This window comes from Paenibacillus sp. BK720, from assembly GCF_011761545.1.
GTDB lineage: Bacteria > Bacillota > Bacilli > Paenibacillales > Paenibacillaceae > Pristimantibacillus.
Map to the genome: position 1 here is coordinate 174,026 of NZ_JAASRQ010000003.1, position 26,361 is coordinate 200,386.

The following is a 26,361-nucleotide window of genomic DNA, read 5'->3' on the forward strand; positions in this document are numbered from 1 at the left end:
CCCGTATTGTCCGTTAAGATAGTAGTAATAGGCGAGAAGGGGGTAGTTGCAGATGAACGTTCCTGTTGGAGTATGGATTTTTGCAGCCATTATTGTAGTTATACTCACCTGGATGACCCTATGGGTCACAAAGAAAGCATATTCGAAAAAATGGGACGATTCCGACGTATAGTCGGATCGTAAGGAAATAGATGAGAGCTGCCAGCGAGGGTATCGTTGGGCAGCTCTTTTTCGTTCTGGCTCGCTCACGGGATTCTCCCTTAACGATGTGTGACATCGTTAAGGTGGCGAGAAAGAGTGATGGGCGAGTGCTTAACGATGCGGGATATCGCAAAATGAATGGCATTTGGCATTATCCTCACCATTAACTTATTCTTCAAGAGAAAAATAAAAGGGAGTCCCCTTCACCATAACGGTTGATGGGGACTCCCAAAAGGTTAACCCGGAAACTCGAGAAGAGCCGGGTCGATCGCAGGTACGAGACCTTCGTCGGCTGCGCGGGTAAGCAGGGTTGAGATCGCGGCATAACCGCTGCTGCCCAGGTTGCCCGTGAAGTCGTTTACGTACAAGTTGATATGCTGCTGGGCAACGGAAGGATCCATTTCCTGCGCATGCTGCATGACATAGTCCTTCGAAGCTTCAGGATGCTTCCAAGCATACTCGACGGATTGTTCAATCCAGCTGGAGATGGCGCCGAGGTCAAGCGAGCGGCGGGCGATAATGGCGCCAAGCGGAATCGGCAGGCCGGTATCGGATTCCCACCAGCTGCCAAGGTCAACCAGCATGGACAGGTCATAATTCTGGTACGTGAAGCGGGCTTCGTGAATAACAAGGCCGGCGTCGATTTTGCCGTCGCGCACGGCGGGCATGATCTCGTGGAATGGCATCACGATAATTTCGCCAACGCCGCCCGGAACATTTTGCGCTGCCCAGAGACGGAACAGCAGGTAAGCAGTCGAGCGTTCGCTTGGAACGGCAACCCGTTTGCCGCTAAGGGAGGATGCGTCCTCCAGCTTGTCTTTCGTAAGAACAAGCGGGCCGCAGCCCCGGCCCAGAGCGCCGCCGCATGGCAGAAGCGCGTAGTCTTTTAATACCCACGGCAGGGCAGCGTAAGAAATCTTGAGCACGTCGAGATCGCTGTCGCCGTTTGCAGCCAGATTGTTCGTTATGTCGATATCGGCATACATCACTTCAAATTCCGGCGCACCGGGAACAAGTCCATGCGTCAGGGCATGGAATACAAACGTGTCGTTCGGACACGGGGAAAAAGCGATTTTCATCCAATAACCTCCCGTAATACGGAGCCTGCAGCTTCGAGAGCTTGAAGGGCATCCTTAATTCGCCAAGCGCTGCGGTCACGCGGGCCAACCGGATTCGAAATCGCGCGCAGCTCCAGCACGGGCAGACCCGCGCGGCGGGCAGCGGCGGCAACGCCAAAGCCCTCCATCGCTTCCGCGGCAGCGCCGGGAATCCGTTCGGCCAGCCCGGCAGCCGTCTCGGCAGAGCCCGTAACCGTAGATAAGGTAAGGACGGGGCCAAGCGCGGTCTGCAGTCCGGCAGCCTGAAGCGCCGAAGTCAGACGCTCGGCAAGCTCCGCATCCACATCGATATGAGCGGAGCCGAACCCAAGCTTGTCCACGCTATGGAAGCCCTCCGGCGTCTCGGCGCCAAGATCGGCGGCAATGATCGCATTAGAGACAACCAGCGTGCCCACCTCGGCACGATCCTTAAACCCTCCCGCAATGCCTGCGGAAATGACGAGGCGATAGGCGTCTGGGCCTGCCGCAGCCAGAACCGTTGCCGTGCTGACGGCGGCTTCCACCGGACCAACGCCGGCTTCCATCACCTCGAAGCGGTCGTCGCCGTTAAGGCCGCGCAGGACGGCATCCCGTTCAACCGCGACGGCGGTCATGACGAGTATTTTTCCATTTTCGCTCATGCTGCAAACTCCTTTGATAGCTTAGTACTAAATTAATTATAGCGCTAAATAAAGGCGGCTGTCATTTTTTCCGGACCTCGAAAAACTCGCATTCCGCCCTTGTATAGTAGACGAGGTCGCTCACGCTGGATTGAATGACAACGATGCTGTCGTCAAAACGAATGACGGTGCCGCCGTTGTTCACGATAAAGTCGTCTTTGAATACGCGTACCGGATATTTACGCTTTACGGCCTCTTCAAAGTCCGGATCAGTCGTCAGTCTACGGTTGATAGCCAATTTTTGTTTTCGCCCCTTTCGTAAATAACGGATTCGATAAAAACAGTGTAGGCTTATTTCGGGCTGTTGTCCATGCGGAGCGAAAGGCTTGGTTTATGCGGGATGAGAGGGTACAATATAAGGAACATTCTATAAAAGCGGGAGGATATTATTCATGACCTTACATAATGACAAATTGACGGTATTTATCGGCTCTTACGCGGAAGCGGAGAACAGCGGCGTGTACCGTTACGAATTTGATGCGGCGGAAGGGACGCTTACGCTCAAGGAGCAGGTATCCGGATTAAAAAATCCAACCTTCCTTAACGTTGATGCGGCGAAAAACAGACTGTATGCCATCGCGGAAGGCGCGGATGCGGAAGGGGAGAAGGTTGGCGATGCGGTTGCTTTTTCGATCGAAGTCGGCGGTCTTGCTCCATTAAACCGTAAGCTTGCCATTACGGCACCGTCCTGCCATATTCAGCGTGATGCGAACAGCGAATTTGTACTGCTGTGCAGCTACCATGGCGGCCGGATCAGCCTTGTGTCGCTCTCGGATAACGGGGAGATCGGCGAGATTCTCGATATTCAGCAGCATGAAGGAAGCGGCCCTCACCCGAACCAGAAGACGCCGCATCCGCACAGCACGAACTTCAGCCCGGACGGCAACTATATTTTTGTGCCGGATCTCGGGATTGACCGGATCGTCGCTTACACGCTGGACAAAGAAAACCGCAAGCTGGTCCGTCACGGCGAAACCGTTGTGCAGCCCGGTGCGGGTCCGCGCCATATGAGATTCCATCCGAACGGGCAGTTTGCTTTTGTGATTAACGAGCTGGATTCGACGATCATTTCCTTCCGTTATGATGCGTCCAAAGGTACGCTTGAGGCCGTGCAGACGGTATCGACTTTGCCGGAAGGGTTCGCTGAAACGAATGGCACCGCGGAAATCGCGATTTCCGAGGACGGCCGTTTCCTTTATGGCTCGAACCGCGGTCATGACAGTCTTGCCGTATTTGCGGTGGACGCGGAGAGCGGCCAGCTGACGCTGGTTGGGCATGCGTCGACGGAAGGAAAGCATCCGCGGCATTTTGCCTTGGTACCGGGCGGCCAATTCGCGATTACGGCGAACAAGGATACCGATAACGCAGCGGTATTCCGCATCAGCGAGTCGGGTATGCCGGTGTATACGGGTTATTCAATCGAGATTTCCCAGCCGGTATGCGTTATTCCGGTTAAGCTGTAGCCGTATTGGTGAAGGGGAGCCCAGGGTTGTAAATAAGAGAATGGCGAGCGTAAGAATGCCGGGGGAGAGTGCATGATGCAGATTCCAGAGCATTTGTGTCAGACGATCAGATCGGTTCACGGCGAAAAAGGAGAGCAGTGGCTGGCGGGCTTCGATAAGCTGCTGCAGGACTGCGAGGAAAAATGGGGGATGACGGTGGAACTGCCGTCTCCTTTTGTTTTGTCTTATAATTTTGTTGCCCCGGCCGTGCTGCGGGACGGAACGCCCGCCGTACTCAAGCTTGGCGTGCCAAGCCGGGAATTCCGCACGGAGCTGGCGGCTCTGCGGCTATATGACGGCCGCGGCGCGGTGCGCGTGCTTGCCGCGGACGGGGAGCGGGGCGCGCTACTGATTGAGCGCGTCCAGCCTGGGCTTACGCTGGCGGAGTCGGAGCTTGGCGACGACGAGCGGACGCTCGCGGCCGCCGAGGTGATGCGGCGGCTGGCGGTTCCCGCGCCGGACGGGGGAGAATTCCCGTCCGTAGCGGACTGGGCCGCGGGCCTCGCCCGGCTGCGCCAGCGGCATGGCGGCGGCACGGGGCCGCTGCCGGAGCGCGTGGTCGGCCGCGCGGAGGCGGTTTTTCGCCGCCTGCTCGGAGAGGGCGGCGGGTTGTTCTTGCTCCATGGTGACTTGCACCATGGGAATATTTTGTCTTCGGGTCATGGCGGGCCGGGATGGCTGGCCATTGACCCGAAGGGCGTGGTTGGGGAAGCGGAATACGGAACGATTCCGCTGCTCTTGAACCAGCTGCCGCCGAAGGGGCAGCGGGAAGTGATCCGGCGCCGCGCGGAGCTGTTGTGCGGCGCCCTTGGTTTGGACCACGCCAGGCTACTGGCGTGGGGTTTCGCTCATGCGGTGCTGTCTACCGCATGGTGCGACGAAGACGGCGTCGGCGATATCCCCGCCGCGCTGGAGCGAGCAGCTTGGTTCGAGGAGCTGCTCGACGAGCTGCCCACTTCTTCTAACTGATGCCTCAGTCGCAATAAGAGGAAAAAACCGTGCTGCAATGGGGCAGACGCTCGAGTGTGGGGTAGAACTGCCAAATAAGACGTGAAAACCGTCTTACAGCGGGGTGAGCCATCCGGACTAGGTGAGTTACGGAGGGTCCGACGTTCGAACGCGGGGGCTGGGTGAGCGATGACCATGGAGGTTGCCTCAAGATATGAGCGCCGATCAAGCCGACATCCGTCGGCTTTTTCCATATCGCAGAAATTTATCTGGATGGAGCCTATTGACATTTCCAATCGTATACAGTAATTTATTGATAAATAAATAAACGAGGTTGCCTATGACGCCAAGAGAAAAAGACTTCCACGCTGTAACGAATCGGAAAGAACAGATATTAGATGCAGCTGCCTCGCTATTTGCGAATAACGGGTATTACAAGACAACAACCGCTATGGTTGCTGCAGAGGTTGGGGTCACTCAGCCTTACGTGTTTCACTTCTTCAAATCGAAGGAAATATTGTACCTCGCTGTCCTCGAGAGAGCGCAGAAACGATTGCTGCACGCTTTCTCCCAAGTAGAAGCCCCGGCGGAAATGCTCCACCATCATATGGGGGAAGCCTTCAATGAGCTAATGGCCGCTCACCGGGATGAGACGCTGCTCTGCATGCAGTCTTACACGACGCCGGAGCCGAACGTCCGCGAGATCGTGAAGCAGAGATTCGCCGAAGTGCATCAACTCATTACAGAACGGTTCAAGCGGGCGGGGATCCCGAATCCAAGCCAGCAAGCTTCGACCTTTATCGGCTGCGGCATGGTAATTACCATGTCCGAAATCCTTGAACTTCCCGTGCTTGGAGATCTGGGAGATCTGGGCCACACTGAGTAGCATCCAAAGCCGTTCCGGCTGCGTGATAAAATCCGTTTGCTCCAAAGCGGATTTTTTAAAGGCTATTCATTTATTTATTAATAAATAATTAATTAAATAATTTGCGTAAGGAGGACCAAGCATGCATCTGATTCGCCATCCCATCTAGATCTATATTTTTTTATGCTTGTATTTATTAATCGATAAATAAAAAACCAAAAAAAGGAGAGGTTTTAACATGTTTTCTACCGCTTCCCGCGTTCGGCTGCTTGTTGTGACCTGTATCGCTTTGTTTATGGCCATGCTCGACAATCTGGTTATCGGGGTGGCGCTGCCTTCCATTCAGGAGGAATTTCACGCCAGCATGTCCGACCTGCAATGGTTCCTCAATGCGTATACGTTAGCTTTTGCGGTGCTGCTTATTCCGTTTAGCGCGATTGGCGACCGATTTGGCCGCAAAAAAATATTCCTGCTCGGCATCGTGTTGTTCACGCTTGGCTCGCTTGCTTCGGCTCTCAGTACCAGCTCCATCGAGCTGTCGCTGTCGAGGGCGCTGCAGGGGATCGGCAGCGCGGCTATCATTCCGCTCAGCTTAACGCTCGTGAATGCGGCCTTTCCTCCCGAGAAACGCGCCGCGGCTATCGGCCTATGGTCCGGTATTTCCGGACTAGGGCTGTCCATTGGGCCCTTGGTCGGCGGGATTATTATTAATGGCGCGCCTTGGGAAATGGTTTTCTGGATTAACGTGCCGGTTGGCATCATTGCCGTTATCCTTGGCGCGTTGTGGCTGACGGAATCGAAGGGTGAACGCAAGCCTTTGGACCTGCCGGGGATTGTGCTTCTGGGCGTATCGTTGTTCGGTATCGTGTTTGGGTTAATGCGCGGCAACTCCGAGGGCTGGGACGCCTTTAGCGTCTGGGGCGCCATTGCGGGCGGCGCGGTTCTGCTGCTGGCCTTTTATTTCTGGGAACGCAGCCGGAAGCAGCCGTTCGTTCAATTCGCCTATTTCAAAAGCCGGACTTACAGCGCCTACTTATCGGCGGGCTTTTGGATGAATGCCGGAATTTTTGGCGCGATCTTCCTGCTTACGTTGTTCCTGCAGCAAGCCCAAGGCTATTCGGCGCTTGGAGCAGGCGTAAGGGAAATGGTCTGGACGGTCTGCACGATGATCTGCGCACCGCTTGCGGGCCTGCTCGTCGGCAAATACGGCTCGAAAAGAATTCTGCTCTTCGGTCTGTTCCTCCAGACGGCGGCTATGATCTATTTTGCCCTTATGATTATCGGCCAAGGCGCGATCTTCCCGTTTGGCTACATCGTTCCGGCGATGGTTGCGGTTGGCGCGGGCATGGGCTTCAGCTTTACCCCGTTGTCCCACGGTATTCTGACGTCCGTTCCCGAGCATGCGGCCGGTGAAGCCAGCGGTTTGAGCAATGCTTCCCGCGAGCTGGGCGGCGTGTTTGGCGTAGCGATCAGCGGCTTGATCTTCGAAAGCGGCGGAGCCATCACTTCGCCCGAGGCCTTCGGCGATCATCTCGTTCCGGCGTTGTTTGTTCTTGCGGCCATGCTGGCGATCGGTTTCCTGTCGGTCGCGTTTCTGGTTCGCCGGGGCAAGCCTGCTGCAACTGCCGCAAGCGATACAGCAGTTCCAACGCCGCGCGTCGAAACAAGCAATTAACAATTCCTTCATCTATTATATAGAAGAAACAAGTCCAGTCCGGTCTTCCAAAAGACCAGGCTGGGCTTTTTTTATGCGAAAAACGCTTCCTGCAAACGGTTACAATTTGTCGCGGGCATCGGTCCTGTCGGACTACGGGACCGCGGTTCGGAACCCTTCGGGTGTGGAGTCCATTGCCCATCGTCCTACATCTGGACTAGCTTATTTTACAATTGGTTTATAGACAAAGACGGGATTGAAGGGGAAAAACGTTATTTTCTATGAAAACGGTCGGAATTAACAAAGAGTTAGATGTTTCATAAGGGGAAATGCCTTCTTCCGACAACTCAAAAAAAGTCCGATCCTGCCTTTTCAGGGGCCAATGGACTCTGAATTAGCGTCAAACCTAGGCCAACGGGCAGGAAATCGGGAGGGCTAAGGAATATGAGAATCCTCTTATCCTTTTCACCCTCCCAGGCATTATCCCGATTATTGGACAACCGTACGGCGAAAGTCCCTTGCATGCGATTTTGGGTGCGACTATCTGTAGCAGCTTCCTCAACCTTCGGTCCCCGCGAAAGCCTGTTACTATGCGGCGCAACGCGATTTTCCCGGACGTCCTGAATCTGTGCCTCAGGTTGTGTATGAAATACTTGGCCATAAATGAAATTTGCACGTAATAAACCTCGAAATTACTGGAAATTATTCTCTCAAAACGATTAATTCTTGATTAGAAATATGAAATGCTAGGAAATTCAGCATGCCATACATAGTCAAAAAATGATAACAGCCGCCTAATTGAAAATATTACCTTCTTCCCTCTATGTCCCCATAACCCTTATGACATAATCAAAGTCGAATGTTGATGGAAAGGGATGGAGGTTATTGTCGTTTTGAGCAGCCAACTGGATTTAAAGGAAATAGTGTGGCTCATTCGGAAAAAGCTTTGGCTGGTCATTCTCGTGACCGTACTCGGTGCGTCTGCGGCGGGAGCCTACAGCGCCTGGGTGATGAAGCCCGTCTATGAAGCCTATACGAAGCTGATCGTCAATTCGACAGCGGGTCAGGCGGGATCATTCAAGCTCGATCTGAATATGATCAACACGAATTTAAGCTTAATCAACACGTACAAGGAAATTATCAAGACTCCGGCCATTATGGATCTGGTGGTGCAGAAGCATCCCGAGCTTGGGCTGACGACCCAGCAGCTGATGCATAATATCCGATTCAGCTCGGTGAACGGTACGCAGGTGGTCACCATCTCTTATCTGGACACGGATTACAAAAGAGCGGCGCAAGTCGTTAACACCGTCTCTTATGTGTTCCAGCAGCAGATCCCGCTCATCATGAAGGTCGACAACGTGTATATCCTTCATACCGCGGACTCGAACGACCAGCCGATGAAGGTGAAGCCGGAGACCAAGCTGAACATCGCGATCGGATTTGTCGCTGCCTTCCTGCTGTCGATCACGCTGGTACTGGCTCTTAATTACTTTGACGATACGTTACGGACGGAAAGCGACGTGGAACGGTATCTTGGCCTTCCTACGCTGGCAGCCATACCGAATATTAAGCAAGGCGATCTGAAGCCGAAGGCACTGGCCGCAGGCAAAATCACGATAGGAAAGGAGGGGGAGAATAGCAATGTCGCGCAGTGATCTCAAACTTCGCCCGGTTGTCGCCGAGGCTAACCCCACTTCCCCGATCTCGGAGGCATACCGTACCTTGCGTACGAATCTGCAATACGCCGAGACGGACCGCCCGCTGCAGCTTCTGATGGTCACCTCGGCGGGGCCGGAAGAGGGCAAGTCGACGACCATTATGAATCTGGCAGTCACTTATGCGCAGATGGAGAGGCGCACCATTCTGGTGGATGCGGATCTTCGGAAGCCAACGGCCCATTACAACTTTGGGCTCAGCAACCGCACGGGACTGTCGCATGTGTTATCCGGGCAGGCCGATCTTAGGGAAGTCGTCAAGGAAACCCGCATTAAGGGACTAGACGTACTGCCTTCAGGGCCGGTACCGCCGAATCCGTCGGAGCTTCTGGGATCTTCCCGAATGGAAGAGCTGCTTGGGAAGCTTCGCGAGCAGTACGATATGGTGCTGATCGACACGCCGCCGGTCCTGGCCGTAGCGGATGCGCAGGTTGTGGCAAACAAATGCGATGGCGTACTGCTGGTCGTCAATGCGCGTACCGGCAAGAAGCAGCATGCCATCAAAGCGAAAAACGCCTTGCAATTCGTGCAGGCCAGAATCGTTGGCATCGCGCTGAACCAGACGACCCATCGCGAAGCGGGACCTTACTACGAATACGCCGATCGGACGTGAGACGAATCAGACTCTAAAGCAGAACCATAAATAGATAAACGCAAAGGGAAAAGCTGATGCTTACGAAGTATGAATTACCGCAAACGTAGCTGTTTTACCGTTGGTAAAGTAATTCATTTTAGGAGGAAAATAAAAATGCGGGCTCATTATCGGACAAAAGTTATTGTGGCGGGGGATCTGGCAGCCGTGCTTGCCAGCTTCGCCATCGCGTATGCGCTTGAACCATCGGCGCCACAAGGCGGGGCGGTTGCCTGGCTGTCTTATGCAGCGTTAGCGGCAGTCGTAGGCTTCTGGCGGCTCCACCGTCTCCGTCTTCACCGCCGGATCTGGCAGTATACCGGCATTTCGGACATGCTTTGCCTGCTGCAGGTTGCCCTGGTCTCCGCTGTCGTTCCGTTTGCTGCCTGGTGGGTGATGCAGGGTGAAGCTCATCCGCTGCTTATGCTGCATCACGCGGCAGGCACTTTTCTGCTGCTTACCGCTCCGCGCCTTGCCTGGCGCATCTTCTGCGATAAATACAGCGTGAGCAAGCCGGCAGGCGGCCGTCGCGCGCTTATTATCGGAGCGGGGAGCTGCGGGACCTTGATCGCGAAAGAAATGATGCAGAACGACGGCGTCAGCGTTACGCCGGTTGGTTTTATCGATGACGACCCGTACAAGCACCGGATGGATATCCTGGGGCTGCAGGTTCTCGGCAACCGCAAGGAGATTGCTTGCGTGGTGGAATCGCATCAAATCGACGAGATTATTATCGCGATGCCTTCGGTATCGAAGACTCAAATTTCCGAGCTGGTTAATCTTTGCAAAACAACAAAAGCGAAGCTGAAGATCGTTCCGGATCTTCAGGACATGATTGATAACCGCGGCGCGGCAGGCCGCATGCGCGATGTCAGCGTAGAGGACCTGCTTGGCCGCGACCCGATCCGTACGGATCTCGAGCACATCGCCGGATACGTGCAAGAAAAAGTCGTTCTCGTAACGGGAGCAGGCGGTTCGATCGGCTCCGAACTTTGCCGCCAGATCGCGCCTTTCAAACCAAGCAAGCTGCTGCTTCTTGGCCACGGCGAGAACAGTATTTACACGATTGAGATGGAAATGCGCAGCTCATTCCCGAATCTGCCTATCGAGACGGTTATCGCCGATGTACAGGACCGAACGCGGATCGACAGCGTGTTTGCCAAATTCAAGCCGCAGGTCGTTTTCCATGCCGCAGCTCACAAGCATGTACCGCTGATGGAGCGTAACCCGGCGGAAGCCATCAAGAACAACGTTTTCGGAACGAAAAACGTTGCCGAATGCGCGGACGCCTACGGAGCGGAACGCTTCGTGCTGATCTCGACGGATAAAGCCGTTAACCCGACAAGCGTGATGGGGACAACGAAGCGGATCGCCGAGATGTTTATTCAATCTCTCGACATGCACAGCAACACGAAGTTCGTAGCGGTACGGTTCGGCAACGTGCTTGGCAGCCGCGGCAGCGTTATTCCGCGCTTCAAGGAGCAGATTGTCAAAGGCGGTCCGGTAACGGTTACCCATCCGGAGATGGTGCGTTATTTCATGACGATCCCGGAAGCCGTCCAGCTCGTTATTCAAGCAGGCTCGTTCGCCAAGGGCGGCGAGGTATTCATCCTCGATATGGGCAAGCCGGTCAAAATTTACGATCTGGCCGTCGACCTGATCCGCTTGTCGGGCTACGAGCCGCATGTCGATATCGACATTACGTTCTCCGGCATGCGCGAAGGCGAGAAGCTGTATGAAGAGCTGCTGACGAATGAAGAAGGCCTTTCTTCGACGAAGCATAACCGGATCTTTATCGGAAGACCGGTACAGCTCAACCGTAAAGAGCTTGATTTCGAGATTCGCAAAATGGAAAAGGTGCTTGGCCAGCATCCGGACGATATCCGCGCGGTTCTGCAGCATCTGGTGCCTACCTACCGCAATGGCGGCGCAACGGCTGCAGGTTAACGCGGTTAACTAATGTTTATCTTTTGAGGAGTGTGCAGCATGAAACTCGGCGTCAAGGAGGGCAGCGCCTCGAGCGCAAGCGCGGGCGCAGGCTCGATTCGAACGCTAATTGCTTCGCGGCTTAGCCGGGGAGGAGGCGCCAGCTTCCTGATCAACTCCGTTGGGATGGGATTGGCGATGCTGCTGCAGATTGCGCTGGCCCGGCTGCTCGGCGTGCAGGATTACGGAATATACGCGTTTGTAACGACGGTGGTTACGTTTATGGTTTTCCCGGCGAAGCTTGGCTTCGATACCGCAACGGTAAAGTTGGTCTCCGCCTATCGGGTGAAAGGCGACTGGCCGTTAATCAAAGGGCTGCTTCGCCGAAGCAATCAGATTGGCTTTACGCTATCCGTTCTGGCCGCGCTTATCGGCATAGCCGTTGTTGCTCTGATGGACTGGGGCAGGGGCGGAACAGGCGGAAGCGAAGCTCACGCCAAGACGATTGCTTATATCGCCGGCTTTGCCGCGATTCCGCTTCTTACTCTCGCTACCTTGCGCCAAAGCGCGCTGCAGGCGATGAAGGACGCGTTATTCGCGCAAATGCCGGAAAAGATTATCCGCCCGGTACTGACGATTGGGTTTGTCGCGGCGCTTGGCGCTGCCGGCGTGAAGCTTGGAGCCGCGATGGCACTGCTCTGCTTCGCGATAGCAACGGCCGTCACGTACGTGATTGGCGCGATTGTGCTGAAGAAGCGGATTGGCCCGCAGACGGCTGCGGTCAAGCCGAACTACGAGACGCGCGGCTGGCTGCGATTATCATCGTCGTTAATGATTAATGCCGGCATGTATTTGATTCTTGGACAATTAAACGTGTTAATGATGGGCTTTATGAGAGGCGAGACCGAGTCGGGGCTCTTCTCGGCAGCGGTCCGGCTGGCCGTCCTGGTGTCGTTTATGCTGACCGCCGTGAATATGACGGCATCGCCGCTTGTATCCGAAAAGTATGCAAAAGGCGATATGGCCGGTCTCCAGCGGGTATGCCTCCGCACGGGACGGATCGGATTTGCTTTCGCGGCGGTTGTGTTTGCCTACTTCGTCGTGCTTGGCCATTGGACGCTGGGATTTTTTGGTCCGGAGTTCACGAAGGCCTATCCGTCCCTGCTGATTCTGGCCTTCGGCCAGCTGTTCAGCGCTTATTGCGGGCAGAACGGCACCGTCGCTACGATGACCGGACGCCAGAACGCGCTCACCAAAGTGCTGATCGCTGCCGCGGTCGTGAATGCGGCGCTTAATGCGCTGCTCATCCCGACAATGGGGATGCTTGGCGGAGCTCTCGCCTCTACCCTGTCGATTATCGTCTGGAACTCGGCGGCCGTTCTGCTCGTCAGGCGCAAACCGGGCGTTCAGACGCTTGCTTGGGCGCCAAGCCTGTCATTCGCAAGAAAGAGGGGGAATTACTCGTGAAGAAAGTATTGCTGGCGGGGGTTCCGAAGTCGCCGAATTTAGGCGATGGCCTCATCGCTTATACGTTAAACCGCATTATCTCGATGCGCGGCAAACATCAGGTTATTCATTTCGACCTGCTTGACGGCCGCTGCGATCAATCGATGCCGATCTACTCGGCGCGGGGCGGCCTGCATTACGCGTTAACCGGCCCTCCGGCTTCGGCGGCCGTGCATTATGCTTCGGCACCGGCCGTCAAGCTGAACAGCGCCGGCTCGAGCAAGAAGATGACGCCGGATGCGCTCCGGCGCCTGAAGGCTTATTGGATTCACCGCAGCAAGAACGAGAAGCTGAACCGCGAGCTGCAGCAGGCAGTAGAGGAGTCGGAAGCGGTATTTATCGGGGGCGGGCATCTGCTCATCGATACGTATTGGACGTTTCCGCTGGCCGTCCGCCGCGTAGCGGAGGAAGCCAAGCGTCAAGGCAAGCCGCTTCATATTCTGCTTGTTGGCGCGCGCGGGCCTTGGAGCACGCAAGCCAAACGCTGGCTGCTTGGGGCTTGCCGGTATGCAACATCGATCGCGGTGCGGGACGAAGACTCGCGGCGTTTCCTGCTTGACCTTGATCCGAAGCTTGCGGTCAAGACGGTTACTTTAGCCGACCCGGCGCTGTTCACGCCGGAGGCCTTCGGCCTGACGGAGGCGGCGGCGGGACAGGAAAAGCCGGGGAGACGAAAGGTTGGCCTTGGCGTCATGGATCCGCATGAAATGAACCGTCACTGCGAGCTCCGATGGGAGCGCGAGGCTTGCGCCGATTGGTGGCTGCAGGCGGCGAAGGTCGCGATTGGAGCGGGGCATAGCGTAAGCTTCTTCACCAACGGCGCGGCATCGGATAACGCCTTTGTCGAGGAGTTTGTGAAGCCGCGCCTGGCTGGAGTGAAGGGTGTCGAGTTCACCCCGTATCCGACAACGGTAGAACAGCTGGTCGGCACGATTGCCGCCTGCGACACCGTTATTGCGCAGCGGCTCCACGCCTGCATTCCGTCGCTTGCAATGGGCAAGCCGACGTACGGTCTGATCTGGGACCGGAAGCTTGAGAATATTTTCGCCGATCTTGGCATGAAGAGCCAGCTGATCGACTTCCGCGAGAGCAGGCAGCAGCTTGCCGCGGCGGTGGACGGCCGGATGGCGGACTCTGGACCGGCCATTGACGCCAAGAAACTGCAGCTCTATGAACATATCGGGAGAATACTGCCATGAGCCATACCAAAATTAAAGTGCTGCATGTCGTTGGACGCATGCATCCCGGCGGCATCGAAACGCTGCTGATGAATGTATACCGGAACATTGACCGGGACAAATACGAGTTTCACTTTGCCGTACAGTCGCCGGAGCCTTCCTTCTACGATGACGAGATCCGGGCGCTTGGAGGAACCATCTTTGTGCAGCCGCCGCCAAAGGACGGAATCCGTTCCTTCCGCAAGCAGCTGACGGCCAACATGAACAAATACGGTCCTTACGCCGCGGTGCACAGTCATGTATTCGGCTTCAGCGGGTACGTGCTTAAGCTGGCGGACAAGCTGGGCGTGCCGGTACGGATCAGCCATAGTCACAACACAAGCGACAGCAAGTCGACTTCGCTGGTTCGCAATCTGTACCGTTCGTATATGCGCAGCCTCATCAGCCGGCATTCCACGAATATGCTGGGCTGCTCGCGGGCGGCCTGCGAGTCGCTATTCGGGGACGGCTGCTGGAAGGACGGGCGCGTGGACGTGTTCCCGAACGCCATTACGCTGGCTCCTTACGAGTCGCTTGTCCGGCAGAACCGCGAGGAGCTTCGCCGCCGCTTCGGCGCGGCGGAGGATGAGCTGCTGATTGGCCATATCGGCCGGTTCAGCAAGCAGAAGAATCACGCGCTGCTGCTGGACAGCTTCGCAAGCCTGGTGAAGCTGCGCCCGAAGTCCCGTCTTCTGCTCTGCGGCGACGGACCGCTGAGGGCGGAGATGGAAGAGAAGGCGCGCGGACTTGGCATAGAGAGCAAAGTCAACTTCCTGGGCCTCCGCAAGGATGTGCCGGAGCTGCTTGGCTCGCTGGACGCTTTTGTCCTGCCGTCGCTATACGAGGGACTTGGCATCGTGCTCATTGAAGCGCAAGCTGCCGGCGTGCCTTGCCTGATCTCCGAGACGGTGCCGAGGGAAGCGGATTTGCGAATCGGCTTGATCGAGCGTCTTGCGCTGAACGACCCTCCGGAGCGCTGGGCGGAAGCGATGGCCAGCATCGGCGAGCGGAGAGCCCTAAGCGGCGGGGATTGGGAGGAAAGAGCGGCTGCGCTGGGCGAGCGCGGCTACGATATCCGCGTAAGCGCGGAAAAGCTGGAGCGTCTGTATGCAGGCTGACCGTTTAGTCGATACGCGGAAAATCATGCTTGTCGGTTATTCCGTCCTGCTGATACTGACGGCGAAGTGGGCTTTTGCCGCGGATGAGAGGCTTTCGCTTATTCTTTACAGCGGGCTGCTGCTGCCGTTCTTCGTGCTCATGCGCTGGCCGAATGCGCCGGTGCTGCTGATGGCGAGCTTTACGGCTACGCTGGCGGGTAAAGCGATCTACGCGGCAACCGTTAATCCGCTGGCCGGTCCGGACGAGATCCACTATTACGAGCAGGTAACCACCTTCGAGAAGCTGTCGCAATTTATGCCGTATGCCATGGAGCAAATTCAGACCAGCTGGATGAACATTTCCGCGTACCCGGTATTCGGCCTGCTGTACATGCCGTTCTTCAAATGGCTGGAGCTGGACGATCCGCTGGCGATTATTTTGTTCAACACGGTGCTGCTCATCCTGATCGTCAACAGCACGTACAAGCTGAACGCAAGCCGCTTCGGGTACGAGCTTCCGGATCCGGAGAACGCGAAGCAGCCTTTTGTCATCGTTTCGGTAGTCGGGTTAATGCTGAGTCCGTCGCTGATGTACATGTCCTCCTTGTTCGCCAAAGACATTACCTGCGTATGGCTGGGGCTGCTTGGGGCCCTGCTGCTCGTCCGCAAGAGATGGCTGCTGTTCATTCTTGTCATCCTGTACGCGACGGGGCTGAGGGATTACGCGATTATCTATACGCTCAGCTTTTACTTCTTGTATACCCAGAAGGTCCGCACTTCCATGTGCGTCATGGCTGGAGCGGCAGGTCTCTTGTTCCTGCAAATTGGGCCGCTTGGCATCATTAACGCTACGATGCTGTCGATCTTCCTGTTTCTCAGTCCGAATCCGATCAACTTCAGCAACTGGGAGCCGGAGCTGCTGCTTCGCACGCTGGAAGCGGTGTTTATGGGAATTATCCTGATAATCTCGGTCTATCAGGCGATCGTCTACAAGGAGACGAGAAAGTTTTATCTGATGGCGGCGGCATTGATCTTCACCTATGCCTGCACGCTGGTGCTGGTCGGTTATGTCACGATTACGGGCCGCGAGCTGGACTATGGCGTCGGGACGATCGGGGATAACATGGTGCGCAAGAAGCTGCCGGTACTTCCGATTCTTTATACGATTGCTGCCTACGCCATTATGTGGTGCCGCAAAATCTTTATTCTGAAACATCGGAAAATTCAATCTTTAAAGGCCAAACAAGACCGCGAGCTGAAGCAGCAAGAAGCTGCTCGAGTGCCGGCTGGAGGTGCGGCAGCACCTGCTTGGCATGATAGGCTTGCCGGCGGAAAGGGGGCGCAAGCGCATGGCGGAACAAGAACAACGACGTAGGGCAGGTGAATGGACGGGAGATCGATTGGAACGGAGTGCGGTCCATAAGACGAAAAAAAGAGGACGAGACCAGTTCGGCCGGTTCCGCGGCCTGCTGCGTATAGCGGAGGCCATGCTGAAGCCGGTGCCAAGGCCGCTGCTGCAGTGGATGTGGGTCTTAAGCGACTGGCTGCCGGATTTGCCGGGCGTCGCGATGCGGTACGTCCTGCTGAGAAGAATGGCGAAGCGCTGCGGCGACAATGTGTTAATCGGGCGCTCGGTCGAGCTCCGTTATCCGGAGCGGCTGGTCATCGGCTCGAATGTAAGCATCCATAAGCAATGCTACATCGATGCTTACGGCGGACTGATCATCGAGGATGAAGTATCGATCGCGCATCAGTCTTCGGTTGTGTCGTTCCAGCATACCTGGAACGATCCGTCGCTTCCGATCCGCGACAACCCGGTCATGGGCTCGGCCATTCGGATCGGCCGCGATGTGTGGGTCGGCTGCGGCGTGCGCATCCTGGCCGGCGTCGAGATTGGCGCCCGTTCGGTTATCGCCGCCGGTGCTGTCGTGAACAAGCCGGTCGCGGCAGGCACGCTGGCGGCCGGCGTACCGGCACGCTCCGTGAAGAGCATCGGAGCGGTGACGCCTCCCGCGCCGGAAGGCGCTTAGGGCGCCATAGGCATTAGGCGCTGGAGAAGGCGCTAAAGCCGGCAAGTATTTAAGGTCCTTAAGGGATCTTAAGCTGCGGAAGTAGCAGCTGGTTTGGGTCGTTAAGGTCCCTAAGGGACCTTAGGGTGTGGGCGAAGGCGCAAACGTCGGCGGAAAACGGCGGTCACAGGATATTTAAGGTCCTTAAGGGACCTTAAGCTGCGGAAGAAGCAGCTGGTTTGGGTCGTTAAGGTCCCTAAGGGACCTTACGGTAATGTTGGATCCGCCCGAGGCGGCATAAACCGCCGCCGGGCATTAGAAATAGAAGGAGGGAAAGACATGAACGTGCTGTGGGCACATGACCATACGTTTTATTTTAACGAATCGGGGAAATTTTTCTCCGGCGGCAAGCTGCCTTATGCGGTATGGGAAAGGTATCTAGGCGTTTTCGACCGGATTACGGTTGCGGCCCGGGGCAAGAAAGCATCCTCGGATGAAGATATGGCGGGCAAAACGCTGTCGAGCGGACCTAATGTGGATTTTCTTGTTCTTCCGTCCCTGAGCAATCCGGTCAATAAAATGACCAAGCGGGGCTACATCGAGCAGCTGCTGCAAGAAGCGATCGGCAAAGCTGACGCCGTTATCGCTCGCGTGCCAAGCGAAATCGGAGCCGAAGCGATTCGGGTTGCGCGCCAAATGGGCAAGCCTTATGCGGTTGAAGTCGTAGCTTGCGCCTGGGACGGATTATGGAATTACGGCAATCTGCAGGGCAAGCTGTACGCGCCGTTCTCGCTCAGCCAGACGCGGGCGATCGTGAAGGACGCGCCTTATGCCCTGTATGTGACGGAGCGGTTCCTGCAGCAGCGTTATCCGAATATTGGAGGCAAAACGGAATCCTGCTCCAATGTGGAAATTCCGGAGCCGGGCGACGAAGTGCTGACACGCCGGTTGGAGCGTCTGCAGGCGATGAGTCCGGATTCGCCCATGACGATTGGGCTGATCGGCTCGCTGAACGGCCGCACGAAAGGGATCGACATTGCCCTTCGCGCCATTGCCAAAGCAAAGCAGCAACTGCCATCAGCCAAGTTCCGCGTGCTTGGCGACGGGGACCCGGCACGCTGGCAGGCCATGGCCGAAAAGCTGGGCATTGGAAGCATGGTTTCTTTCGAAGGCGTACTGCCAAGCGGCGGGGCCGTATTCGAATGGCTGGATGGCATCGACCTGTATCTGCAGCCAAGCTACCAGGAAGGACTGCCGCGGGCCACGATTGAAGCGATGAGCCGGGGATGCCCGGTGCTTGGATCTACGGCAGGCGGCATTCCGGAGCTGATCCACGAGAGCTGCCTGCATCGTCCGGGCCAAGTCGGCCAGCTGTCCGAGCAGATCAAACGCGCGACGTTTGACCGCAAATGGCTGAAGGAGCAGGCAGAGGAGAACTTCGGCAAGTCGAAGCAATTCACGAAGCAGCGGCTTGATGCGAAGCGGCAGGCGTTCTGGCAGTCCTTTGGCGATATGGTGAGACAAGGGGCTTTGCAAGATTCGGTAGCGGAAGCCGCGGCCGCGGCGGAATTAGTTCTTCCGGACACAACGGAGCAAAACGAGACCTATACAGGCAGCGAAACAACAAGCACAAGCGAGAGCAGAGAAAGGGTGGGGGCTATATGACGATTTTGGTGACGGGAGCAGCCGGATTTATCGGCTTCCATTTGAGCGCGAGATTGCTGAAGGAAGGCAAACGCGTCGTAGGGCTGGACAATTTCAACGATTACTACGATGTGCAGCTGAAGCGGGACCGCTGGTCGCAGCTGGTCGCTTCGCCGTCCTTCAAGGGAGCCGAGCAGGATTTGGCGGATTACGAAGGTCTGCTGGCACTGATCCGGGAGGAAGGCGTTACGACGATCGTTCATTTGGCGGCTCAGGCGGGCGTGCGTTACAGCCTCACGAATCCTTTTGCTTATCTGGAGACGAACCTGCAGGGCTTCGGCCATGTGCTGGAAGCGTCGCGGCAGGCGGGCATCAAGCATCTGGTCTACGCTTCCTCCAGCTCCGTGTATGGCGCCAACGTCAGCATGCCGTTCTCGGTCAGCGATAACGTCGACCATCCGGTCAGCTTGTACGCGGCAACGAAGAAATCCAACGAGCTGATGGCGCATGCCTACAGCCATTTATATAACCTGCCGACAACGGGGCTTCGGTTCTTCACCGTATACGGTCCATGGGGCCGCCCGGATATGGCGTACTTCAGCTTTACGCAGAAAATTATGGCCGGAGAGCCGATTCAGGTGTTTAACGAAGGCAAAATGCAGCGCGATTTCACGTATATCGACGACATTGTCGAAGGCATTTACCGTCTGCTCGACCGCGCGCCGCAGCCAAACGCGGAGTGGGATCGCGTCGATCCGGATCCGGGCACGAGCTATGCGCCTTACAAGGTGTACAACATCGGCAACAACAAGCCGGTTGAGCTTATGGCGTTCATCAACACGATCGAGGATAAATTGGGGCGCAAAGCCGTTATGGAGTTCAAGCCGATGCAGCCGGGCGACGTAACAGCGACCTATGCGGACATCGACGGACTGATGGCGGATGTGGATTTCCGTCCGGAAACATCGATTGAGGAAGGCATCGGACGTTTTGCCGAGTGGTACAAGTCCTATTACGGCGCCCATTCCGACCTGGAAACGGCGGTAAAGGCGGCGGGACAATGAATCAAAAAATAGCCCATATCTGCACCTCCGGCATCAGCCACAAAATTATGGGCGACAAGCTTCGGCTGCTTCAGCAGCAGGAAGGCGTACAGGTAACCTTCATCTCCTCTCCGGAGGGTGTAGACGCGGAGCTGATGAAGGAAAAAGCCTACCCGTTCGAATGGAAGCTGCTCCCGATGGCGCGGTCCATTCAACCGGTTGCCGACCTGAGGTCGATCCTTGCGATGTATAAGCTGTTCCGCCGGGAGCGGTATGACATTGTGCATACCCACACGGCCAAGGCCGGCCTCATCGGACGGATTGCGGCGAAGCTGGCAAGGGTCCCGGTTGTTATTCATACGAGCCACGGATTGCCGTTTTATGAAGGGCAGCCGAGGAAGACCTATTGGTTATACAAAATGCTGGAGAAGTTTGGCGCGGCATGCTGCGATGCGCTTGCGTCGCAGAACGAGGAGGATGCCGGCGTGCTTCGCAAGCTGGCGCCTTGGCGGCCGGTGTTCGTGGAAGGCAACGGAGTAGACCTTAAGCATTTGGACGAACTGGCAGGTAGCGTTACGCCGGAACAGACGGCGGCGCTTCGCAGGAAGCATGGAATCGACCGGGAGGAAAAGGTGCTGTTTATGGCGGCGCGTTTCGAACCGGTGAAGGACCATAGCCTGCTGCTTGATGCTTTATCGGAGCTCAAGCGGGTTGGTGCGCTGAACTGGGTAACGGTACTGGCCGGCCAAGGCCCGCTGGAGGCGGAGATTAAGCTTCAGGCGGAAATGAGCGGCCTCGAGGACGATGTGCTGTTCGTCGGTCAGCAATCCTCGATTATTCCTTGGCTGGTCATGGCCGATGCCGTAACGCTCACCTCGGAAAAAGAAGGCATCCCACGCTCCTTGATGGAGGCGATGGCGTTAAGCAAGCCGGTAGTTGCCACCAAGGTGCTGGGCACGCGAGAGCTGGTGGCGCATGCCGAGACCGGATTGCTCGTCCCTTACCGGGATTCCATGCAGCTGGGCGAAGCGCTGGCGGCGATGATGAACACGCCGGAAGCAAGGAAGCGGATGGGCGATGCGGGACGACGGCGGATTGAAGCGGCGTTTACGGAAGCCCGGGTAGTCGAGCGTCTGATGCGGCTGTATCGCAGTACGAAGGTCCAAGTGGATCGGAGCCGCGGACTAGGGGCTAGGCTGAATGCCTTTGGCAAGCGCTTGTTCGATCTGATTGCCAGCGTACCGGCTGCGTTGCTGCTGTCGCCCGTGATGCTGGTCGTAGCGCTCCTGGTGAAGCTGAAGCTGGGCTCGCCGGTATTGTTCAAGCAGCAGCGTCCGGGCAGGTACGGCAGTCCGTTCTATGTGCTGAAGTTCCGCACGATGCGGGATGCGTACGACCGGTTCGGCCAGCCGCTGCCGGACGAAGCGCGGCTGACGTCCTTCGGCAAGCTGCTGCGCAAGCTGAGTCTGGACGAGCTGCCGCAATTATTCAACGTGATTCGCGGGGATATGAGTCTGGTGGGGCCTCGGCCGCTGCTGATGGAATATCTCCCGCTCTATACCGAAGAGCAAGCGCATCGCCACGATGTCCGTCCGGGCATTACGGGCTGGGCGCAGGTGAACGGCCGCAATGCCGTCTCCTGGGAGGACAAGTTCAAGCTTGATCTCGCGTACGTGGAGCGGCGAAGCATCTGGTTTGATTTACGCATATTGGTACGGACTGTGGGGAAGGTGCTGAAGCGCGACGGAATCTCGAGCGCGGGACAGGCCACCGTTCAAAAATTTACGGGAAGCAGAGAAATGGGGAATGCATCATGATTAGCGGTCATACGGAGCAATACCGGGTAATGGAGGAGCCGGCAAGACGCCCTCTCATCGTTGTGGGTATGGGTGGACATGGCCGGGTGCTGATGGATATCGCCCGGGTATCGCAAACTTACCGGTTGGCGGCAGTTCTCGACGACCGCTTCTCAGGCGTCGAGCTGCGAGGCGGCCTGCCGTATGGTCCAATCGCGACGCTGAAGCATTTTCTCGCGGATGAGCCGGGCATGCACGTGGTGATCGGCATCGGCGACAACCGGACGAGACGGGCCATCGTTGAGATGCTCGCTCTGCCTGAGTCCTCTTACGCCGTGCTGGTGCATCCCGCGGCGGTTGTCGCGGAGGATGCGCGCATCGGACTTGGCGCCGTGGTGATGCCCGGCGCTGTCATCGGCCCGGGCGCCGTAGTTGGCGCGCACGCCATCATCAACTCCGGCGCGGTCGTCGAGCATGACGCGCTGGTCGGCCCGTTCGCGCATATATCGCCGAACGCGACCATGGCCGGCGCCGCCTCCGCCGAGGAAGGCGCGCATATCGGCAGCGGCGCGGTGCTCATCCCGCGCATCCGCGTCGGCAGCTGGTCCGTGCTTGGCGCGGGAGGCGTCGCCGTCCGGGACATCCCCGGCGGCAAGACCGCTGTAGGCGTTCCGGCACGGGTCGTGCCGCCACGCCTCAGCGTGGAAAAGGCGCTGTAGGACTGCGCGAATGAGGCGGTATAAGGCCGAAAACAGCCTTGCATGCACTAGCCGCCGCCATGGCAAAAGCACCGCCGTAAGGCGGAAATCCGCCTTACGGCACATCCCGCGCCGCAGCTTCGCCGCTGGCGGCGCAGCAAACCAAAATCAAGCGCGCGGCGCTGCCAACGCGAGCCGCGCGCACCACATAGCCCGCCCTGACAGAGGCGGGCAGCACAAAGAGGAGCTGATCGCGACGTGAACAACAGTCGAATCTATTTATCCCCGCCGCATTTGGGAACGCGGGAGCGCGAATACGTAGAGTTAGCCTTCCGCACGAACTGGATCGCGCCGCTTGGTCCCAATGTCGACCAGTTCGAGCGCGAGCTGGCGGAGAAAGTGGGAGCGAAGGGGGCAGTTGCGCTGTCCTCCGGCACCGCGGCCATCCATATGGCGCTTAAGCTGCTGGGAGTTGGACGCGGCGACCGCGTTTTCGTCTCCTCGCTTACGTTTATCGCAAGCGTGAATCCGGTGCTGTACGAAGGCGGCGTGCCGGTCTTCATCGACTGCGACGCCGAGACCTGGACGATGTCGCCGCAGGCGCTCGAGCGCGCCTTCGAGGAAGCGCATCGCAACAAGCAGCTGCCTAGAGCGGTTATCGTCGTTCACCTGTACGGGCAAAACGCCGACATGGACGCCATCAACCGGATTTGCGCCAAATACCGCGTGCCGGTCATTGAAGACGCAGCCGAATCCCTGGGCACCACGTACAAAGGCCAATCCAGCGGTACCCATGGCAAATTCGGGATCTACTCCTTTAACGGCAACAAAATCATTACGACCTCCGGAGGCGGCATGCTGGTCTCCGACGATACCGCGGCACTGTCGAAGGCGCGCTTCTGGGCGACGCAGGCCCGCGAGCCGCAGCCTCATTACGAGCATGCGGAGCTGGGCTACAACTACCGTTTGAGCAACGTGCTGGCGGGTATTGGCCGCGGACAGCTGGAGCTGCTCGACGAACGGGTAGATGCACGCAGAGCGGTGTTTAACCGCTATAAGCATGCTTTTGCGGATATCGAAGGCATTGCCATGATGCCCGAAGCGGAATACGGCCGCTCTACCCGCTGGCTGACGACGATGACGATCGATCCGATTATCACGGGCTGCACGCCGGCCGATCTGTTGGAGAAGCTTACCGAAGCCAATATCGAAGCGCGCCCGGTATGGAAGCCGATGCACCGCCAGCCGCTTTTGCAATATTACCCGTACTTCCCGCATGAGCCGGGCAGCAGCGTGTCCGACACGCTGTTCGAGCAAGGCATCTGTCTGCCGTCGGGCTCCAGTCTCACGTGGGATGAGCAAGACCGCGTCATCACCTGCATCAAACAAACCATTCAAATGAAATCGAGGAGGATGTCCCATGAAAGTGCGTAAAGCGATAATTCCAGCTGCCGGTCTCGGCACCCGATTCCTGCCTGCAACGAAGGCTCAACCGAAGGAAATGCTGCCGATCGTGGACAAGCCGACTATCCAATATATTATCGAGGAAGCGATCGCTTCCGGCATCGAAGACATTCTGATCATCAGCGGCCGCGGCAAGCGGGCGATCGAGGACCATTTCGACAAAACGTTCGAGCTGGAGGACATGCTGGCCAAGAAAGGCAAGACGAAGGAGCTCGAGCAAATCCGCGGCATCTCCGAGATGGCGAACATTCACTACATCCGTCAAAAAGAGCCAAAAGGCCTCGGCCACGCGATCTGGTGCGCGCGCAGCTTTGTGGGCAGCGAGCCGTTTGCCGTCCTGCTCGGCGACGATATCGTACAGTCCGAGGACCCTTGCCTCAGCCAGCTGATCCGCGTCTATGACCGCTACCAGTCTTCGGTTGTTGGCGTACAGCGCGTTGCCGACGAGGATGTATCCAAATACGGGATTATCGCTCCTCGCGGATCGTCGATCGAGCCGTCGGTCTTTTTCCTGGACGGTCTGGTGGAGAAGCCTTCGAAAAAAGCCGCTCCTTCCAACTACGCGATTATGGGCCGTTACGTCCTGTCGCCGGAAATCTTCGATATTCTCGAGCATCAAACCCCGGGCGCGGGCGACGAAATTCAGCTGACCGATGCGATCAAGAAGCTGAACGACCAGCGCAACGTGCTTGCTTACAACTTTGAGGGCGTTCGTTACGACGTGGGCGACAAGTTCGGTTTTATCAAAGCGCAACTCGACTTCGCCCTTCAGCGCGATGATCTGCAGAAGGATGTGCTGGGCTACCTGCAGCAAGTGTACGAGAAGCATTTTATTACGAAGGCGGCGAACTAACATGCGGAAAATTACAGTAATCGGTACCGGATACGTCGGTCTTGTCTCGGGCACTTGCTTTGCCGAGGTAGGTAACCGGGTTATCTGCTGCGACGTGGATCAGCGCAAAATCGACCTGCTCAATAGCGGTGTCATTCCGATCTATGAGCCGGGTCTCGAAGAGATGGCGCTTCGCAACAAGGAGCAGGGCCGCCTGCTCTTTACGACCGAAGTAGGCGAAGCGATCGAAGCTTCGGATATCGTGTATATCGCGGTTGGCACGCCAATGTCGGAGACGGGCGAAGCGGATATGCGTTACGTGATGTCGGCGGCGAAGAAAATCGGCGAGCATCTGAACGGCCACAAAATCATCGTGAACAAAAGCACCGTGCCGGTCGGCACAGGCGAGCTTGTGCGCGAGGTTGTTCAGGCGAACAAGAAATACCCATGGACCAGCTTTGACGTCGTGTCCAATCCGGAGTTCCTTCGCGAAGGCACGGCCTTGTCGGATTGCATGAACATGGACCGCGCCATTATCGGCTCGGACAATGCGGAGGCGGCGGAGCAGATCGCGCAGCTGCATGCGCCTTTCAACACGCGAATTTTCAAGACGGATCTGGAAAGCGCTGAGATGATCAAATACGCGGCGAACACGTTCCTCGCGACCAAAATTTCGTTTATCAACGCCATCGCGAACATTTGCGAGAAAGTCGGCGCCGACGTTGAAGACGTAGCAAAGGGCATGGGCATGGACAGCCGGATCGGCGAAAAATTCCTTCAGGCCGGCATCGGTTACGGCGGGTCCTGCTTCCCGAAAGACACTTATGCTTTAGCGCATATCGCGGACAAGTCGGGGTATGATTTCGAACTGCTGAAGTCCGTTATCAAAACAAATCATCGCCAGCGTTTCGTTGTCATGGACAAGCTTCGCGAGACGCTTGGCGGACTTGCGGGCAAGCAGATTGCCGTGCTTGGCCTGGCATTCAAGCCTAACACGGACGACATGCGCGAAGCGCCTTCCTTAAGCATTATTCCGGAGCTGCTGAAGCAAGGAGCGGTTGTTCGCGCGTTTGATCCGATTGCAGCCGAAGCGGCAAAGAAACAGTTGCCAGCGGAGGTCGCTTATCTGGAGTCGGCGGAGCTTGCGGCAGCGGGCTGCGATGCTTGCGTGATTTTGACGGAGTGGAATGAAGTACTGACCATGGATTTGGCGAAAGTCCGCGACCGGATGAAGCAGCCGATCATCATTGACGGACGCAACAGCTTTGATCCGAAGGTTATGGAGCAGCACGGTTTTGTTTACTATTCGGTGGGTCGCCGTCCGGTTAATCGCCATGAGGCGGAGCGCAAATCCGTGAATTTGTAGGGCAAGCCTTCGGTGAACCTCTAACGAACTGCTAATCCTGATCTCGAAAGGGGGTGAGCGCTTGAATGAAAGTCCGCTTCGGCCGGGCGGATGGAGTGCAGGTTTACCTTATAAACGAAAATACAGGAAATGCAGAAAATGCAGGAGGAGGAAGGTATGAAAAAGAAATTCCGGGCGCTGATAACGCTGGCTGCTACGGCTTTGCTTGTGCCGGCGCTGATCGTGAACGCTTCGAGCGCAGCAGCGGCATCCAAAGCGCCAACAGCTGCCGTTAACGCGAGCTTTTTCTCGCAATCGTCGTTCCAGCCGCTTGCCAATACGTTCATTCAGAAGGTTATTCAGAACTTTGCGCAAGAAGTGCAAAAGGCAGTGGAGAGCATTCAGAACGGCAAGGGCAACAACGGTAAAGGCAACAGCGGCAACAACGGCAACAACGGCAACAACGGCAACAACGGCAACAGCGGCAA

23 protein-coding genes and 1 pseudogene are annotated in these 26,361 nt (G+C 56.8%); 21 read left to right on the forward strand and 3 right to left on the reverse strand.

Annotation, left to right across the window (positions count from 1 at the left end; genetic code table 11):
* Positions 1-437: 437 nt before the first annotated feature.
* The 3 genes from FHT67_RS12840 to FHT67_RS12850 form a co-directional block, all read right to left on the reverse strand.
* Positions 438-1,280, reverse strand: coding sequence for a 1,4-dihydroxy-6-naphtoate synthase (locus FHT67_RS12840; protein WP_167198677.1), 843 nt, complete (start codon positions 1,278-1,280; stop codon positions 438-440).
* Positions 1,277-1,939, reverse strand: coding sequence for a futalosine hydrolase (locus FHT67_RS12845; RefSeq protein WP_167198680.1), 663 nt, complete (start codon positions 1,937-1,939; stop codon positions 1,277-1,279). The genes FHT67_RS12840 and FHT67_RS12845 overlap by 4 nt, the downstream gene beginning before the upstream one ends.
* A gap of 61 nt (positions 1,940-2,000) precedes the next feature.
* Positions 2,001-2,216, reverse strand: a complete 216-nt coding sequence (locus FHT67_RS12850; RefSeq protein WP_132311417.1) for a hypothetical protein — start codon at positions 2,214-2,216, stop codon at positions 2,001-2,003.
* Positions 2,217-2,370: 154 nt separating this feature from the next.
* On the opposite strand from FHT67_RS12850, the gene FHT67_RS12855 reads away from it, so the two are divergent.
* From FHT67_RS12855 to FHT67_RS29685, 21 genes and pseudogenes are all read left to right on the forward strand, one after another.
* On the forward strand, positions 2,371-3,441 hold the full coding sequence (locus FHT67_RS12855; RefSeq protein ID WP_167198683.1) for a lactonase family protein: 1,071 nt from the start codon (positions 2,371-2,373) through the stop codon (positions 3,439-3,441).
* A 72-nt stretch (positions 3,442-3,513) separates the two neighbouring features.
* The gene (locus tag FHT67_RS12860) at positions 3,514-4,449 is read left to right on the forward strand and encodes an aminoglycoside phosphotransferase family protein (RefSeq protein WP_167198685.1); all 936 of its coding nucleotides are present in this window, start codon (positions 3,514-3,516) and stop codon (positions 4,447-4,449) included.
* Between the two features lie 319 nt (positions 4,450-4,768).
* Complete coding sequence (locus tag FHT67_RS12865) at positions 4,769-5,314, forward strand: TetR/AcrR family transcriptional regulator (RefSeq protein ID WP_167198688.1); 546 nt, start codon at positions 4,769-4,771, stop codon at positions 5,312-5,314.
* Between the two features lie 217 nt (positions 5,315-5,531).
* Positions 5,532-6,968 carry an MFS transporter gene (locus FHT67_RS12870; RefSeq protein ID WP_167198691.1) on the forward strand — a complete coding sequence of 479 codons (1,437 nt, stop codon included), beginning with the start codon at positions 5,532-5,534 and terminating at the stop codon, positions 6,966-6,968.
* A gap of 872 nt (positions 6,969-7,840) precedes the next feature.
* On the forward strand, positions 7,841-8,605 hold the full coding sequence (locus FHT67_RS12875; protein WP_132311407.1) for a YveK family protein: 765 nt from the start codon (positions 7,841-7,843) through the stop codon (positions 8,603-8,605).
* Positions 8,592-9,278, forward strand: a complete 687-nt coding sequence (locus FHT67_RS12880) for a CpsD/CapB family tyrosine-protein kinase (RefSeq protein ID WP_132311405.1) — start codon at positions 8,592-8,594, stop codon at positions 9,276-9,278. Before FHT67_RS12875 ends, FHT67_RS12880 begins: the two co-directional genes overlap by 14 nt.
* A gap of 135 nt (positions 9,279-9,413) precedes the next feature.
* Positions 9,414-11,243, forward strand: a complete 1,830-nt coding sequence (locus FHT67_RS12885) for a polysaccharide biosynthesis protein (protein WP_132311403.1) — start codon at positions 9,414-9,416, stop codon at positions 11,241-11,243.
* Between the two features lie 39 nt (positions 11,244-11,282).
* Positions 11,283-12,689, forward strand: coding sequence for an oligosaccharide flippase family protein (locus tag FHT67_RS12890; RefSeq protein WP_167198694.1), 1,407 nt, complete (start codon positions 11,283-11,285; stop codon positions 12,687-12,689).
* Positions 12,686-13,927: a polysaccharide pyruvyl transferase family protein gene (locus FHT67_RS12895; RefSeq protein WP_167198696.1), complete on the forward strand. Its 1,242-nt coding sequence runs from the start codon at positions 12,686-12,688 to the stop codon at positions 13,925-13,927. The genes FHT67_RS12890 and FHT67_RS12895 overlap by 4 nt, the downstream gene beginning before the upstream one ends.
* Positions 13,924-15,063, forward strand: coding sequence for a glycosyltransferase family 1 protein (locus tag FHT67_RS12900; RefSeq protein WP_167198699.1), 1,140 nt, complete (start codon positions 13,924-13,926; stop codon positions 15,061-15,063). Before FHT67_RS12895 ends, FHT67_RS12900 begins: the two co-directional genes overlap by 4 nt.
* Positions 15,053-16,417, forward strand: coding sequence for a hypothetical protein (locus tag FHT67_RS12905; RefSeq protein ID WP_167198702.1), 1,365 nt, complete (start codon positions 15,053-15,055; stop codon positions 16,415-16,417). Before FHT67_RS12900 ends, FHT67_RS12905 begins: the two co-directional genes overlap by 11 nt.
* Positions 16,392-17,072, forward strand: coding sequence for an acyltransferase (locus tag FHT67_RS12910; protein ID WP_132311393.1), 681 nt, complete (start codon positions 16,392-16,394; stop codon positions 17,070-17,072). Before FHT67_RS12905 ends, FHT67_RS12910 begins: the two co-directional genes overlap by 26 nt.
* Positions 17,073-17,390: 318 nt before the next feature.
* Positions 17,391-18,716, forward strand: coding sequence for a glycosyltransferase family 4 protein (locus FHT67_RS12915; RefSeq protein ID WP_167198705.1), 1,326 nt, complete (start codon positions 17,391-17,393; stop codon positions 18,714-18,716).
* Complete coding sequence (locus FHT67_RS12920) at positions 18,713-19,759, forward strand: NAD-dependent epimerase (RefSeq protein ID WP_132311389.1); 1,047 nt, start codon at positions 18,713-18,715, stop codon at positions 19,757-19,759. Before FHT67_RS12915 ends, FHT67_RS12920 begins: the two co-directional genes overlap by 4 nt.
* 47 nt (positions 19,760-19,806) lie before the next feature.
* Positions 19,807-20,820: pseudogene (locus FHT67_RS29975) on the forward strand (glycosyltransferase family 4 protein); the annotation flags it as partial.
* Positions 20,821-20,934: 114 nt separating this feature from the next.
* Positions 20,935-21,555: a sugar transferase gene (locus FHT67_RS29980; protein WP_279591563.1), complete on the forward strand. Its 621-nt coding sequence runs from the start codon at positions 20,935-20,937 to the stop codon at positions 21,553-21,555.
* 29 nt (positions 21,556-21,584) lie between these two features.
* A complete protein-coding gene (locus tag FHT67_RS12930) occupies positions 21,585-22,253 on the forward strand; it encodes an acetyltransferase (RefSeq protein WP_167199680.1) in 669 nt (222 codons plus the stop codon).
* 237 nt (positions 22,254-22,490) lie between these two features.
* Entirely contained in the window at positions 22,491-23,666 is a 1,176-nt protein-coding gene (locus tag FHT67_RS12935) for an aminotransferase class I/II-fold pyridoxal phosphate-dependent enzyme (protein ID WP_167198711.1), read from the forward strand.
* Positions 23,653-24,549 carry a UTP--glucose-1-phosphate uridylyltransferase GalU gene (gene galU / locus FHT67_RS12940; protein WP_132311381.1) on the forward strand — a complete coding sequence of 299 codons (897 nt, stop codon included), beginning with the start codon at positions 23,653-23,655 and terminating at the stop codon, positions 24,547-24,549. Before FHT67_RS12935 ends, galU begins: the two co-directional genes overlap by 14 nt.
* A gap of 1 nt (position 24,550) precedes the next feature.
* The gene (tuaD, locus tag FHT67_RS12945; protein ID WP_167198714.1) at positions 24,551-25,894 is read left to right on the forward strand and encodes a UDP-glucose 6-dehydrogenase TuaD; all 1,344 of its coding nucleotides are present in this window, start codon (positions 24,551-24,553) and stop codon (positions 25,892-25,894) included.
* Between the two features lie 156 nt (positions 25,895-26,050).
* Positions 26,051-26,361 (forward strand): hypothetical protein (locus FHT67_RS29685; protein WP_208403278.1); only part of this gene is annotated, 311 nt, incomplete at its 3' end.